The 13,695-nt window shown below is 35.3% G+C and carries 15 protein-coding genes; 10 read left to right on the top strand and 5 right to left on the bottom strand.

The features are described from left to right. The first annotated feature begins 171 nt into the window (after positions 1–171). The 5 genes from Q0Y61_RS06570 to Q0Y61_RS06550 all read left to right on the top strand — a co-directional run bounded on the left by Q0Y61_RS06570 (position 172) and on the right by Q0Y61_RS06550 (position 5,732). Positions 172–684 carry a methylated-DNA--[protein]-cysteine S-methyltransferase gene (locus Q0Y61_RS06570; RefSeq protein WP_297813249.1) on the top strand — a complete coding sequence of 171 codons (513 nt, stop codon included), beginning with the start codon at positions 172–174 and terminating at the stop codon, positions 682–684. Positions 685–802: 118 nt separating this feature from the next. Beyond that, positions 803–2,038 (top strand): DNA methyltransferase, encoded by a 1,236-nt coding sequence (locus Q0Y61_RS06565; protein ID WP_297813246.1) that lies wholly within the window; start codon positions 803–805, stop codon positions 2,036–2,038. Positions 2,039–2,042: 4 nt separating this feature from the next. Further along, entirely contained in the window at positions 2,043–3,941 is a 1,899-nt protein-coding gene (locus tag Q0Y61_RS06560; protein WP_011115879.1) for a DUF87 domain-containing protein, read from the top strand. Position 3,942: 1 nt separating this feature from the next. Then, positions 3,943–5,337 carry a DNA double-strand break repair nuclease NurA gene (locus Q0Y61_RS06555; RefSeq protein ID WP_011115880.1) on the top strand — a complete coding sequence of 465 codons (1,395 nt, stop codon included), beginning with the start codon at positions 3,943–3,945 and terminating at the stop codon, positions 5,335–5,337. A 35-nt stretch (positions 5,338–5,372) separates the two neighbouring features. After that, on the top strand, positions 5,373–5,732 hold the full coding sequence (locus Q0Y61_RS06550; RefSeq protein ID WP_297813241.1) for a transcriptional regulator: 360 nt from the start codon (positions 5,373–5,375) through the stop codon (positions 5,730–5,732). A 32-nt stretch (positions 5,733–5,764) separates the two neighbouring features. Here Q0Y61_RS06550 and Q0Y61_RS06545 read toward each other — a convergent pair whose 3' ends face one another. Genes Q0Y61_RS06545 through Q0Y61_RS06535 form a run of 3 tightly spaced genes read right to left on the bottom strand, consistent with a single transcriptional unit; the run spans position 5,765 to position 7,518 of the window. Beyond that, positions 5,765–6,349 carry a TetR/AcrR family transcriptional regulator gene (locus Q0Y61_RS06545; protein ID WP_034327533.1) on the bottom strand — a complete coding sequence of 195 codons (585 nt, stop codon included), beginning with the start codon at positions 6,347–6,349 and terminating at the stop codon, positions 5,765–5,767. Further along, positions 6,346–6,759, bottom strand: coding sequence for a hypothetical protein (locus tag Q0Y61_RS06540; RefSeq protein WP_297813237.1), 414 nt, complete (start codon positions 6,757–6,759; stop codon positions 6,346–6,348). The genes Q0Y61_RS06545 and Q0Y61_RS06540 overlap by 4 nt, the downstream gene beginning before the upstream one ends. After that, positions 6,760–7,518 (bottom strand): DNA alkylation repair protein, encoded by a 759-nt coding sequence (locus Q0Y61_RS06535; RefSeq protein ID WP_297813234.1) that lies wholly within the window; start codon positions 7,516–7,518, stop codon positions 6,760–6,762. Positions 7,519–7,735: 217 nt separating this feature from the next. Between Q0Y61_RS06535 and Q0Y61_RS06530 the strand changes: the two genes are divergently transcribed. The 4 genes from Q0Y61_RS06530 (at position 7,736) to Q0Y61_RS09475 (ending at position 9,962) form a co-directional block, all read left to right on the top strand. Continuing rightward, the gene (locus Q0Y61_RS06530) at positions 7,736–8,314 is read left to right on the top strand and encodes a hypothetical protein (RefSeq protein WP_297813231.1); all 579 of its coding nucleotides are present in this window, start codon (positions 7,736–7,738) and stop codon (positions 8,312–8,314) included. Next, a complete protein-coding gene (locus tag Q0Y61_RS06525; protein WP_297813228.1) occupies positions 8,299–9,000 on the top strand; it encodes a hypothetical protein in 702 nt (233 codons plus the stop codon). The genes Q0Y61_RS06530 and Q0Y61_RS06525 overlap by 16 nt, the downstream gene beginning before the upstream one ends. Positions 9,001–9,038: 38 nt before the next feature. Continuing rightward, the gene (locus Q0Y61_RS06520; protein WP_297813223.1) at positions 9,039–9,704 is read left to right on the top strand and encodes a CatB-related O-acetyltransferase; all 666 of its coding nucleotides are present in this window, start codon (positions 9,039–9,041) and stop codon (positions 9,702–9,704) included. Between the two features lie 129 nt (positions 9,705–9,833). After that, positions 9,834–9,962, top strand: coding sequence for a ClbS/DfsB family four-helix bundle protein (locus Q0Y61_RS09475; RefSeq protein ID WP_366517293.1), 129 nt, complete (start codon positions 9,834–9,836; stop codon positions 9,960–9,962). A gap of 83 nt (positions 9,963–10,045) precedes the next feature. Here the strand turns inward: Q0Y61_RS09475 and Q0Y61_RS06510 are convergent, their stop codons facing one another. Then, complete coding sequence (locus Q0Y61_RS06510; RefSeq protein ID WP_034342481.1) at positions 10,046–10,909, bottom strand: arginase family protein; 864 nt, start codon at positions 10,907–10,909, stop codon at positions 10,046–10,048. Positions 10,910–11,029: 120 nt separating this feature from the next. Here Q0Y61_RS06510 and Q0Y61_RS06505 point away from each other — a divergent pair, with 120 nt between their 5' ends. After that, on the top strand, positions 11,030–12,142 hold the full coding sequence (locus Q0Y61_RS06505) for a vWA domain-containing protein (protein WP_297813215.1): 1,113 nt from the start codon (positions 11,030–11,032) through the stop codon (positions 12,140–12,142). A gap of 131 nt (positions 12,143–12,273) precedes the next feature. Here Q0Y61_RS06505 and Q0Y61_RS06500 read toward each other — a convergent pair whose 3' ends face one another. Continuing rightward, a complete protein-coding gene (locus tag Q0Y61_RS06500) occupies positions 12,274–13,539 on the bottom strand; it encodes a tetratricopeptide repeat protein (protein ID WP_297813213.1) in 1,266 nt (421 codons plus the stop codon). Between the last annotated feature and the right edge of the window lie 156 nt (positions 13,540–13,695).

Here is a 13,695-nt window from a genome sequence, read left to right as displayed (position 1 = left end):
GTCCAAATCAAAATACTTTGGAAATAGAGTATAATGACTGCTCTGATGAATCAGATTTTAAGAAAACATATCAACAAAATGGACAAAAAGTAGAAATTATAGAAGACGGGGATAACGGAGCTTAGGAGCAAAATCGTTTCATCATTACCTTTGATTATATGTGGAGTTTTAATGATTTATACGCAGCAATTTCACTCACCGCTTGGCACAATCACACTTGCAAGTGATGAAAGCGCACTACTTGGCTTATGGTTTGAGGGGCAAAAGTATTTTACATTGCCAAAAGATTGTGTGCAGAAGCAAACGCCGATTTTAGCCCAAACGCAACAATGGTTAGAGATTTACTTCAGCGGAGAGATTCCACATTTCACTCCGCCTCTAGCTCCACTTCACACGCAAAGCACACCCTTTAGAGAATCTGTATGGACAATCTTACGCACAATCCCCTATGGACGCACGATAACTTACAAGGAGATTGCACAAACTCTCGCTTGCCAAAGAGGCATAGCCAAAATGTCCGCTCAAGCTGTGGGCGGTGCAGTAGGAGCAAATCCTATCGCGCTACTTATCCCTTGCCACCGAGTGATTGGGAGTGATAAAAGCCTCACAGGTTATGCGGGAGGTTTGAAACGCAAAGAGTGGCTATTAAGGCTTGAGAGGGAATCCCTAAAGGCTATCAAGTAACGCGCAATTTAGGTAATTAATGCTATAATAGACATTTTATGGAGGCGCAAAGAAATGGGGAATATCGCTGCCAAACTTTCGTCTTTGTCTCAACTACAAGAAATGAGGGCTAAACGCTATGGGCAATAGTAGTATATTGAGTGATGAAATAAATACTAATGACTATAAACAATATTTTTGTAGAGATTTTTCAAAAATACACCAAATAACCGCATATTTAGCAATGTTTCCGCCTAATCTTCCTTATCATTTTATCAAAAAATATTCCCAAAAGGGGGATTTGGTGTTTGACCCATTTTCTGGAAGAGGAACAACAGCATTTGAAGCTTGCAGAATGGGAAGAAAAGGGATAGGAAATGACTTAAATCCACTTGCAGTGTGTCTAACAAAAAGTAAAATTGATATACCCAAAAAACATAATATACAAAAAAGACTCGAAAAACTAAAACAAGATTTCACAACTACACGCATTACAAATAAACAAATTAAAAACATTTCAGATGATATTAAAATGCTTTATGAAGAAAGCGAAACCTTGCCACAACTTGTATATCTAAAAAATAATTTAAACAAAAATAGAAAGATTGATAATTTTATTCTTGCAGTTTTAACAGGAATTATGCACGGCAAACATAGAAAAGATGGGACTTCAATTTATTGTAGCATTGATATGCCTAATACTTTTAGTATGTCGCCTAATTATATCCGTAATTTCATTGCCAAACATCATCTTAAAAAAATAAAACAAAATGTTTTTAAACTTTTACAACAACGCATTGAGCATTTATTTCAAAATCAAACAAAAGAATTTCAAAGTTTAGATTCTTATCAAAAAGGTGATTGCTTTAATAAAGATGCAATCAAAAGCACAAAAAAAATCATTAAAAAATATGGAGAAAATAGTGTCCAACTCATTATTACTTCCCCTCCATACTTAAAAAACATTAATTATGGTAAATATAATTGGATTAGGCTTTGGTTGCTCAATAAGGAAGTAAAAGAAGTAGATAAGAACGTAAGTATTTATCATAATATGCAAAAAATTAAAGGTTTAAAAGATAATTTGGCATTTGAAAATTATGCTAAATATATGCAAGAACTCTTCAAAAGTTGGGAAAAAATTTTGAAGCCAAAATCCTATGCTTTTGTTGTTATTGGAGATATTGACAAGCGCAACCTTGCAAAAGACACTTGGGATTACATACAAAATAATGGTGGGTGCAAATTACGACTTAAACACATTGCAGAAGATGTCATTGCCAATGATAAAGAAAAAAAAGTAACAAGAATTTGGGGTGCAAAAAAAGGCAAGGCAACAAAAATTGATAGAATCTTAGTTTTGCAAAAGGAGTAGGCAAATGGGCATTACAGATGAATTTCAAAAGAAACCTCAAGGAGAGTTGATAGAGGCAAAAACAAAATTTTTTGAGGAAATTAAGAAAGATAAAAATTTTGTTGGGAGTTTGTATGATTTGGACTACGAAGAAGCCAAAATCTTAGTCAATGATTTTGATAAGAATGCTATCAAAGGTTTGCCTCACGGCTGTTTATTGGTTGCAATTTATAATAATGAATTAAGACAAAATCAAACAGAGGCTATTTTACTTAGAGTGATTGGCGTTTGTGAAATTCCACAAAAGAAAGAGATTATCCAAAGTATGACAGATTCTTATATTTCAAAAAAAGAAAATAGAGCAAACACAGACCCAGATATTTATACAAAATATTTTTATCAATTTTCGGGCTTATCTTGTAGGGTTCTAGGGACATTCTTTTTAGATAAAGATAAAAAATTAATCTTTGGAACAGATATAGAAAATTTCTTAGGAGCGCATAATTATAGAGTGTATAAGCCTCAAAAACAGCAGCTACAAATCATTGTAAATGAGAATACAGAATCTAGCAATAACGAAACACAAGAAAAGATAGGAATCCTAAGATATGCTTCTAGCCAATCTTATGATGAAGATAAAAACTATGCTCCAGATGTTTTCTTAAGGACAAATGATATAGTTGCAAGACGCACAGCCTTTTTTGGAATGACAAGAACAGGTAAGTCTAATACAATCAAGATTATTATCAGTGCTATTGAAAATCTTAATACAAAACAAGAGAGAAAAATAGGGCAAATTATTTTTGATGTTAATGGTGAATACACCTTTAGCAATAGACAAGATGAAGGCTCAATCTATGATAGATTTAAACAAAGAGTCATTCGCTTTAGCACTTCGCTTAAAAAATCCCAACAACACCCAGATGTTAGAGCAGTGCAGTATAATTTTTATAATGATGAAACTTTGGAAGAATCCTTTAACTTGCTGTGTGATGAAATTACACAATCTGATAAAAAAGCGGACTATATAACGCATTTTACCAATATCAATATGTTTGAAAATATTAGTGATAAAAACTCTAGTGAATATCGCAATCAAGAGCGCAAAAAAGCCTTATATAAGTGCATATTATATAGAGCTAAATTTGAAACTCCACAACAAATACTTAAGTTTTCTGGTTTTAGCAGCTCAACTTTAAATTCTATACCAAGAGAGGGGTTAGATATAAAAAAGGCTTGCGAATACTTTGATGAGATTAAGATAGACAATAATAATGGCAATATTGATAAAAAATATGCTGAAGACAAGGATTGGGAATCTTTATTAAAAGTGTTTCAAGGGACTAAGGTTTCGGGTTATAGATTTTTAACAAAATTTAATTATTTGCATTCCTTAAAAGGTGAAAATGACTATAAAAAAGATATAGATTCTGCATTGCGTGAGGGAAAAATTATTTTAGTAGATTTATCCACCGCTTCAACCGAAACACAGCAAAAATATATTGATAGGCTTTGTGAGTATATATTTAAAAAATCTATGGAAAAATTCACTAATGATGAAGAGCCTGAATTTATCCAAATGTATTTTGAAGAAGCACATAATATTTTTCCAAAAGATGATAAAGATTTAAAAAACATTTATAATCGTTTGGCAAAAGAGGGAGCAAAGCTTAAAATTGGCATTAGTTATTCTACTCAAGAGGTCAGCTCTATTGCTCCAAGTATTTTAAAAAATACGCAAAATTGGTTTATTTCTCATCTTAACAATAAAGATGAAATTAAAGCGTTAGAAAAGTATTATGATTTTGCTGATTTCTCTCAAAATATTATCCGCAATAGCGATGTAGGGTTTGCTAGAGTAAAAACTTATTCCAATAATTTTATTGTGCCTGTTCAGATTCAAAAATTTGAAGTAAGGGATTAAAATGGCATATTTTAATGAAAAAGCCTCCAAAATCAATCATCAATATATTATTGAGAATCCAAAGGTTAAAGATTATCTTGCAAAATGCGAAAAGATAGGACAAAATCTACCTTTGGAAGTTGATTCTCAAGCTATCACTTCACCAATATCTAACATACAAAACAAATTTTCCTCTTGCATTGAACGCGTCATCACAATAGATGGTGGCTACCAAGAAGTAAATATCAATGATAATTTTCCCTCACAAAAACTTTGTTACTACAATATAGGTATTCTTATGTTTAGTGTTAAAGATTTAGAAGTAGTTGAAAGGCAACAAACAATTAACCCAAGCGATATAGGCAAATTAGAGAATCTTGAACGATTTAGCTTTGTGATACCCACACAAAATATTCGTTTAAAAAATGAGGATTTTATCTCTACATTTAGAAAAACACTTTATGAAGAAGTTTTCCTCAAAAATTATTTAAGCGAGGGAAATGAAAAGAGTTCATTTATCCATACAATTAAATGGCTCATTTTTAAAGAATATTTAGATTCAAATTCTAAAGGGAAAAGTTCTATAACATTTGCGTGTCCTCACTGCAAGAAAATGCAGACATTCCAAAAGCAAACCCCCAATTATTTAGATGAGCAAAATAATTTTGTAAAATGTTCAGAATGTGAAAATATCATTTACATTACAGATTGTTTTGACTTACATACTCTCATTGATGAAATCAATGGAGCAACGCTTATAGAATCCTACATTATGAGTGCTTTTGAAATTATTTTAATGCTTTCAATGTTTCGATTCCTTTTTGAAGAAAACACTATACAATGGCTACCAAAGATTCTCTTTATCAAAGATGGTCCTTTGGCTTTATTTAGTCGTCTTGATGATTTTGCTTTTAAAATTGTGCGTCCGTTTATACAATTTCTTTATGCAAAATCTTTGAATGAAAATATAAGCTATATTAATCTTGTAGGCTTGGATAAAAGTGGTATGTTTGTAGAACATCTTAAAAATATAGAATCTAAAATCCCTCTAGGAAGCATTCTTTTGCCAAATTTAGATTATATGAAAAAATACATTACAGGCAACAATACTTCAGTTTTTGGAGAAAATACTTATTTTGGGATTAAGATGTTTGTAAGAAAAGAAAAAGAATTGTCCTTTGTTTTAGATGTTGCGATTCCTTTTGATGAAAGCATCACATACAAGGATTATATCAAACAACCAAAAATTGAAGATTTTCTCTCATTAAAAAATATTTTAGAAGTATTGTTTCGGCTTAAATGTGATTTATATGAAAAATCTTTTATTCCTATTGCTATGGTTAATAAGCTCGTTTCTTTATCTAATATCCCAAGTAAAAAGATATTAACTATTTTTTCGCAAGAAAAATTATGCTAAGCTACCTAATAATTCATTCTAAATAAGGAGTTTGTATGGCTACAAGTGAGAGTTTTAAGGATTTTGTGTTAGAAAATCTTAACAGCGCATTAGAGGACACACCTTATCACTTTAGCGCAAAAAAGATGTTTGGCGAATACTGCATTTATGTAATTGTGGGCGAGAGTGTGCCTAAGCCTATTTTCTTGCTCTGTGATGAGATGCTCTATGTCAAGCAATTTGAGATTCTAAAGCCCCTTTTAGAATCCGCTCCGCTTGGATTTCCTTACGCGGGTGCAAAGGAATCTTATATCCTTGATGTGGATTCTTATACGACTTTAAGAGAAGTCGTGCTTACCCTTGCTCCCACTCTGCCTATGCCAAAGCCCAAAAAGCCAAAGAAAAATAAGGCTTAAGAGCAAAGGGCAACCAACTCCCGCTCTACAAATCAAGCTTTCCTAAACCCGCTCACAAATTGTGTAAGAGTGGCTAGAAGTTTCTTTTCTTGCTTCTTTTTGAAGTTTGCACAAAATTGCAATGCTAGCTCATTGAGCGCACCAGAGAGCGCAAATGTCATCAACTGCGTATCTACTTCTTCACACAAATAGCCTTGTGCCTTTAGCTCCTCAATATGCGCTTGCAATACACTCATTGAATGCTTCGCATCAACGCTTCTCCACACTTCCCAACCAAGCACAGCGGGTGCATCAACTAATAATATCTGCCTATTTTCCTTTGCATTTGCTGCTTTGATAAACCCCACACAGCCTAATATAAGCTGCTCCCACGCCTCATCACTTTTTAAAGCCTGCTTTTCTATCTGCGCGGCAACCTCTTCTTGCACACTCTCTAGCACAGCGACAAAAAGCCCTTGCTTGTTTTTGAAATGATGATATACCGCCCCGCGCGTTACATTTGCTTCTTCTACGATTTTTTCTAGTGCGACATCAAAGTAGCCATATTCCGCAAAATGCGCTCTTGCAACGCTTAATAAGGCGGAGGTAGTTTTGCGCGTAGCTTCTTTATTTGTCATAATACACCGCTAGAATCATTGTTTAAAAACTCCGCACTTGGCGACAAAACTTCAATAATATCAATCAACACATTATTTGGGTCTTTTATGATAAAATGTCGCCACCCCCAAACCTCATCTGCCAAATGCGCTACGATAATACGTTCATCTTTGCTTTTGATAAAATCATACACTTGTGTGGCATTTGCTACCTCAAGATTAACGAGGATTCCATTCGCATTTGCGCGATAGAGTGCGGGTATGCTTTCGTGGGTTACATCAATCAAGGCTAACTCACCACCATTAGGGTGAGATAAGTTAATATACCAATCACTTGAAAAGTTTTGCGCAAAGCCCAAATAAGTTTTGTAAAATAGGCTACTTTCTTGAAGTTTGTCTGTCATTAAGACGGGATAAATACTCTGTGCCATTTATTTTCCTCTCTTTCTTTTTTGTTGATTTTTATTTTGATTTCTCTCTCCGTGCTTGATAATCCACTCACACGCCTTGCTTGCCCCACTTTGTCGCCATTGTGCGATGAGAATTTGCGCTTTTAGCGGTGCTTCTTTATACAAATCATTGAGATTATTCCCCACGCTTTTTTGCACAAACTTTTGCGAGTCATCTTTTAAGTTTGTCAAAATCATCGCATACTTTTCAAATTCATCAAGCGCAACAAGGAGCTTTGGCGACCAAGGCAGGTGGATTCTCACGCCCTCACTTGCAAGCCTGCGAATATGCACATTACTATCCTTGCTCCATAAAATGAGTTCGTCCATTACTTCCTTTGGGTGCTCTCTTAGAATCGGACGGATAGCGTATTCACCTGTAAATCGCTTGGTAAGTTCTTTGATAAAGCTTAGAGAAACTTGCCAATTTGTATTGCCATAGCGTTCCACATAGCGTGAAATAGGAAACAACCAATAGCCAAAGCTAAACATTCCCTCCGCTTTTTCTAGCTCCTCGCCAAGTAGATGAAAAAAGCTTTGAATGTTTTGAGTATAATCGCTCCCCATTGTCTTAACCATTGCATCAACGATACAATCTAATCTTGCAAAGAGTTCCTTATCCTCTAAATTACCCTGCAACATTACACAAAACTTTTGCGCTTCAAATTGTGGCATTACACTTAGAATCTTTTGGGATAACTCCACGATGTAGGCATCATTATAATGGTCTTTGTGTTTCACCTTTTCCCCCTAAATTTTATAATACTATAACATACATACATTCTGTATGTCAATATGAAGAGATAAAATCAACAAAAATAAGAATAAAGATTGGGCAAAAGAGGCTATTTCAAACTTTTTAAAGAGAGAAGAGTAAAAGAATCTTCAAACAAAACCTAATAATCCCTTGATTCTTTTGATACAATGCCGCTTTAGACATACGCAAAAAGGAGAAAAAATGAAAAAGATTCTTTGTTTTATTTGTTTGGTAACTTTTACTTTTGGCCTTGATTTTGACAAACTAGGGTTAAATGTAGAATTATTAAACAATAAGGATTATACGCAAGCAAAAGCTTTATTAAAAGGCTTGGAATCTCGTGCAAAGCAACGCGATTTGAGTTTTGAGGATTATCAAAAATTAGAAGCATTAATGCTGTGTGAAATGTCACCTTTTGAGGATTGCGTAACACCGGGATTTGTTACTAATGCAGCTTATCACTTCACTAAATTTATGGCAAAAGAGTTTGGACATTTATTTGCAGAATATGGAATGGGCTCGAATATGGGATATGAAAATTTTGAATATAAAAAAGAATATTATCTTTACGATGAGATTGTATTTTGGTTTCCAATAAACAAAAATAGCCCTTCACAAAAAGAGGCGTATGAAAACTTCCTTTTTATGAAAAAGCATTTTAAAATAGCAACAGAAATAGATGATAATGGTAAGAGAAAAAAATTTGTCACTATGTTACTGCAGAAAGCGGAGAGTGTAGGTTTGTCCCTAAAAAGCCTCTTGTCTTGCGAGGAGTGCTAAAAGCTATACAAGATTTCCACTTGCAACCTGCAAGACTAGGGTCTTGTGATGATGGCTCTTCTCCTTATATTGCCTTTGAACCACATAATAAGAATCTTGTTTTTGCATTTGGAGAAGTTGATTTAACATATAACCAAACTTATTATAATCTTTTTGCACCTCTTTTGCCAGAGTGGTATAAAGAGGGGCTTGGTGGGAGTGTGAACTTTGAAGTAGAGCTAGAACTTGAAAGCGTAATGCCGTGGAAATTTCCTTGTGCTACCGGAAATTCGATACAGATTAAGAATATTAAGATTCTTAAAAAGATTTCAGAAAATCCAAGCCAAAAGAAAGATTATGAAGATAACGAGTATTATAAAGTAACCCTTAATACTTCGGATAACTATGTGAATCTGCGCAATAAGCCAAATGGGAAAATTCTAGCGCAAATTTTTACAAAAGATAAAGAAAACATTAAACTTATTAATCTCTCAAATATGCTTTGGAGTCTAAATAAAATAAGCGAGTGGCAAAGACAAATTGGCTATAAACAAAAACTAGATTTTGAAGATAAACAAAAGCTTGGACAAGAATGGGTAAAAGTATTGTATTTCCCACCCAATGTGCAAAAGATTAAAGATGCAAAAATTGGCTATATCCATAAATCACAGATTGAAATAACACCTCATATAGCAGACTTTTACTAATAAATCTGCCTTATAAGATTTGACACAAGGAGACAAATATGAAACATAGAATCTTTCCCAATCCAAACAATCCCTTTCCAATTAAGGGCGTGGATTATGTCTGTTATGTCAAGCCCATCATAAAGAATCCAAATGTCATCGTGGGCGACTTTACATACATTAGTGATAGCGATTTTGAGCGGCATATCAGCCACCATTACGCATTTAATGGAGACAAACTCATTATCGGCAAATTCTGTCAAATCGCTGCGGGTGTGGAGTTTGTGATGAACGGCGCAAATCATCAAATGAATGCAGTCAGCACTTTTCCCTTTAATATTTTTGAGGGTTGGAATGCGCCACCTCCAACGCCCAAAAATCTGCCTCTTAAGGGCGATACGATGATTGGCAATGATGTGTGGATTGGGCAAAATGCCACGATTTTGCCCGGTGTACATATCGGTGATGGCGCGATTATCGGCGCAAATGCTGTTGTGGCAAGCGATGTTGCGCCTTATAGCATTGTGGTAGGGAATCCTGCAAGAATGATTAAGAAGCGATTTGATGAGGAGCTGATTTCACTTTTGCTCGAGTTTAAATGGTGGGATAAAAGCATAGCAGAGATTCAAAGTCTAATCCCGCTGCTGACTTGCAGCGACTTACAAAGGGTAAAAGGGGAGATAAAGAAGAGGATAAGCAACCAACAAAGCAATGATGAATTTTAACCATAGCCCTACTTGGCGCGCTGTGTTGTTAGATAGTAAAGAATAACTAAAAAGCTTAAAAATTCAGCCACAATCACCGCGCTAAAGCCAAGAAGCACAGGAATCATTAGATTTACAGCCGCAAAAGCAATGTTAGAAAAAAGCCACATAGAATGTATGGAGCTGATAGAGACTCTCCCACAAAAGGAACTTTTTGTCAAAAAGCAATATAAGTGGTGTGCATTTGTGGATAATTTAAATAGTGCCTTCACTACTTAAAACCCTTACCGAATAATAAAATACAATTTTATTCCCTTTAAGCAAAAGCGGATTCTAGGGTTATGAAGTAGGGTTAAACATTATCACATCAAAGGCAGTTTTTGGAGCATATTTTGTAGCTTAATGAGTTCCTTTGGCATTAGCTCGGCGATACTTAAGCCCACGATTTCATAGTGTGCGCTCACAGATTCAATGATGTGTGCGACTTCTTTCATTTTGAGTTTGCCACTATTGCCCACAGCGACATAAATCTCGCTAAAATCTAGCACATCTAAATCAAGGTGTATTACAACCTTAGAGGCTTTAGTGCCTTGTAACCATTGCAAGACCTTTTTGCTGCTTACTTTCTTCGCTTTAAGGGCTTTTAGCCCTAGCTCCTTTTGACGCTTGGCATAAAATTTTGCCTCCTCACTATGCAATCCCACAAGCAAGGTATTTTGAGCTGGTATTTTTGCGGGGAGGACTTTAAGAATCTCTTTATCGCCAAGCCCTAGCAAATGCGTAACCGCCATTGCGTGATAAGCCTTATACTCATCATTTGGCAGCCCAATATCAGGGTGTGCGTCAATCCATAGCATTGCGACATCATCACCATACTTACTTGCAAGATAGCTAAAGGGCGCGACAGACACAGAGCATTCACCCCCAAGTGTGAGAATCTTATCAGGTTTAGATTCTGTGATGAGTTTCATTGCGGCTTTGGTTTGCTTTAAAATATCGCTTTTATCTAGCACCCCGTCTTTTACCTCTCTTTTAAACTCTTGTGAAACAGGCACTTCAAGGGTTTGATGAGAGGTGCTATGTGTAAGAAGTTCAAGGAGTTTTGCACCTAAAAAATAGCCTTTGGAAATCTCCTCTTTAGGCAGCCCTTTAAACCAATGCGCGATGTCTCCACCCTGCCATTGCGGATAGATAAGCCGAATGGTTTTTGAAGCATTTGTTTTCATATTCTTTCCTTTTGCTGTGGTAATCAATTATAACATTCCTTTGATAAAATAGAGACCCTTTAAGCAAAAGCTTGATAGAATCCTTGAAAACAATTACAAATAAGTGTAAAAGGATTTCAAATGCGATATTTGATGAAGTCACTCTTAGCTAAAGCTTTGCTCTGCTTCGTTTTTACCTCTAGTGTATTAGGTGCAAATCCTTCAACAAAGATTCCAGAAGTAGATGAAAAGCTCATTGATACTATGCTCTCTCGCCTTATTTATGGAGCAAAATGCGATGAAATGGCGATGATTTCGCACTTTGACCCAAGTGTGCTGTGGGTAAAAGATAAGGATAAAATTGATATGCAAAAAATCCCAGCTAAAATCCGCTATCTCCGATTTGCAGGGAGGATTCTATCGGGTGGTATCTCAAGTGGAAATAGCACTTATACTAGTGCGGATAAAGAATTTCTCTACACACTAAATGGGGCTGATTTAGAGGTTATGAGTATTTGCGATAAACAGCGGCTTATCTTAAACAATTATGACAAAGAAAAAGAGGATTATAATCTCAAACTTCGCGCAAAACCTGCCAAAGAAATTGCTATTGTAATCAATGTTGCAAATTCAATGAAAGATTATGTCTTTGCATTTAAGGAAATCGCGCCCCTTATTGCCAAACATATACTTCAAGAAGAAAGCAGAGGTAGCTATGCCAAAATCACGCTTGTGAGCTTTAGTAATTATGATGTTAAGGATTTTGATGATGTGTTTAGCTCTAGCGAATTTGTGGAAAGTGCAAAAAATCTAAAAGTTGTAAATTCGCAAACAAAACTCATCAATTATGCGCTCATTAAAGCGATGAGCCATTTTACAAAAGATAATGGGCTAAAAAAAGAAATTTTTCTCATCACTGATGGCAACCCAAATGATAGGGGAAGTGCGGAAAAAATGCTCTATCTTACGAAGAATCTTAATCGCAATATTGTGAAAAATAGCGGTGGCTCTAAGAAAAATTGGGTTACAATCCACACTTTAGCTTTAAATAAAAACCTTGATTCTTTAAAAGAGCTTACCCTTGCCACAGAAGGAAGTTTTTATGAGCCAAGCAGTGCGTATGAGTTTAAAAAGTTGCTTTTAAGGCTAAGCAATAACGGCAAAGATGTAGATCCTAGAGAAATAAATGTGATTGTTCCAAGCAAAACACATAAAATCTATGACCCTGATGACCCTAACCCTCCTAAGAAATAGCATCTAAAGCACTCTTTACTTCCTCAAAATATGCAAATACTCCAAAGTGCAATCTTGCTTTTGGATTCGTTTAGAATCTGCTTTGAAGCGCTGGTGTTTTGGCTTATCAGACTTTTCATATATTTATAAAATTAAAAATCACTTGGGTTTAAACCATAGAGTGCAGGAGATAGTTTCATTTCCCTATATGCATCACAAGCCCTTTGTTCTCCCAAGTCGCAACCTTTTGCAAAATAAGGCAAAGCATTCTTGTAGCTTTGCCTCACACCTTGTCCATTGGCATAAGCTAAGCCTATATTATGGCAAGCAGGTGCGACATCTCCACCAAACATTTTATTAAATCTTAGTTGCTCTTGTGAGAAATCGTCATTACAAGCTTGTTGAAAATAAGAAAGCGCTTGTGCATAGCTTTGTTTCACTCCATTGCCATTTACATACATTAATCCTAGATTGTAACAAGCAAGTTCTTTTTCGGTAGCACGTCCATAAAGAGTGCCGTCTAATCCTCCATTGCGACATACATTGTAAAATAGCTTGTAGGCTTTTTGATAATCTTGCTTTATACCCTCTCCATTAGCATACATTATCCCTAAATAATTGCAGCCCTCTGCATTATTCCCCTCACAACCTAGTTTTGCAAGTTTAAAAGCCATAACATAGTCTTGCGTAATAATATTGCCCCTGTAAAATTGTCCAGCCATCACACTACAAGAAAAAGCAGAAATTTCACAACCTTTAGTAAAGTATTCTAGGGCTTTTATGTGGTTTTTTGGCACACCTTCTCCACGATAGTGTATTTTCGCTGCATTCATACAAGGCATTTTTGTCCAACTGCTATATTCCTCCATAGTCTTTTGTTTGTTTTCTTTAAGTTTAAAAAGGGCTATATCACAATCTTTTTTATAATATTCCATAGCTTTTTGATAGTCTTTTTTCACTCCCTCACCTTGCCGATACGCGTGTCCCATATTTTGACAAGCTTCGGAAATATCAAGTGTGCAGGCTTTATTTAAATATTTTAAAGACACGCCAAGATTTTGCCTTTGTATTGAGCCATTAAAATCAGCCATAGAAAACATACCTAAAACATAGCAACCTTGCCCTAAGTTCATATCACAAGCCTTTTGAAGTATTTGCATTCCAATTTCATAGGCTTCTTTGTCTTCGCTACTCGCAAGTTCCGCACTCGCTCCAAGCATTGCAGAACACGCTTCTTGATTGCCTTTTTGGCATTCGCTTTCCATTTGGGAAAGAATTTGTATAGCTTCTCCAATGTTGATTTTGGAAACTTCATCTTTTTTATTATATGGGCTTACTTGATTTAAGCAACCACTTAGTCCAAAAGTAATATACATAAATAAAAGGACATTTTTAATCTTTTTTACCCACCATTGCATATCTTCACCCTCCAAAAATAAAATAATAATTATAGCAAATCTCGGTTGTTTTCTTTATTTGCGCACTTGACAGATACTTTCACTTCCTTAAAATATGCAAATATTCTAAAGTGCAATCTTGCTTTTGGATTCGCTTAGAATCCGCCTTAGCGAGAT

It is taken from the genome of uncultured Helicobacter sp. (assembly GCF_947367035.1).
In the GTDB taxonomy this organism is placed as follows: Bacteria; Campylobacterota; Campylobacteria; order Campylobacterales; family Helicobacteraceae; genus Helicobacter_D.
Note: the sequence above shows the minus strand (reverse complement) of the source record. Positions and strands in the feature narration are given on the sequence as shown.

Bases quoted from the DNA above. Each gene is read 5' to 3' on its own strand.
- Q0Y61_RS06505 (WP_297813215.1), top strand. From the start codon at position 11,030: ATGCGATATTTGATGAAGTCACTCTTAGCTAAAGCTTTGCTCTGCTTC.
- Q0Y61_RS06510 (WP_034342481.1), bottom strand. From the start codon at position 10,909: ATGAAAACAAATGCTTCAAAAACCATTCGGCTTATCTATCCGCAATGG.
- Q0Y61_RS06530 (WP_297813231.1), top strand. From the start codon at position 7,736: ATGAAAAAGATTCTTTGTTTTATTTGTTTGGTAACTTTTACTTTTGGC.
- Q0Y61_RS06570 (WP_297813249.1), top strand. From the start codon at position 172: ATGATTTATACGCAGCAATTTCACTCACCGCTTGGCACAATCACACTT.
- Q0Y61_RS09475 (WP_366517293.1), top strand. From the start codon at position 9,834: ATGTTAGAAAAAAGCCACATAGAATGTATGGAGCTGATAGAGACTCTC.
- Q0Y61_RS06550 (WP_297813241.1), top strand. From the start codon at position 5,373: ATGGCTACAAGTGAGAGTTTTAAGGATTTTGTGTTAGAAAATCTTAAC.
- Q0Y61_RS06545 (WP_034327533.1), bottom strand. From the start codon at position 6,349: ATGACAAATAAAGAAGCTACGCGCAAAACTACCTCCGCCTTATTAAGC.
- Q0Y61_RS06540 (WP_297813237.1), bottom strand. From the start codon at position 6,759: ATGGCACAGAGTATTTATCCCGTCTTAATGACAGACAAACTTCAAGAA.
- Q0Y61_RS06555 (WP_011115880.1), top strand. From the start codon at position 3,943: ATGGCATATTTTAATGAAAAAGCCTCCAAAATCAATCATCAATATATT.
- Q0Y61_RS06565 (WP_297813246.1), top strand. From the start codon at position 803: ATGGGCAATAGTAGTATATTGAGTGATGAAATAAATACTAATGACTAT.
- Q0Y61_RS06500 (WP_297813213.1), bottom strand. From the start codon at position 13,539: ATGCAATGGTGGGTAAAAAAGATTAAAAATGTCCTTTTATTTATGTAT.
- Q0Y61_RS06560 (WP_011115879.1), top strand. From the start codon at position 2,043: ATGGGCATTACAGATGAATTTCAAAAGAAACCTCAAGGAGAGTTGATA.
- Q0Y61_RS06520 (WP_297813223.1), top strand. From the start codon at position 9,039: ATGAAACATAGAATCTTTCCCAATCCAAACAATCCCTTTCCAATTAAG.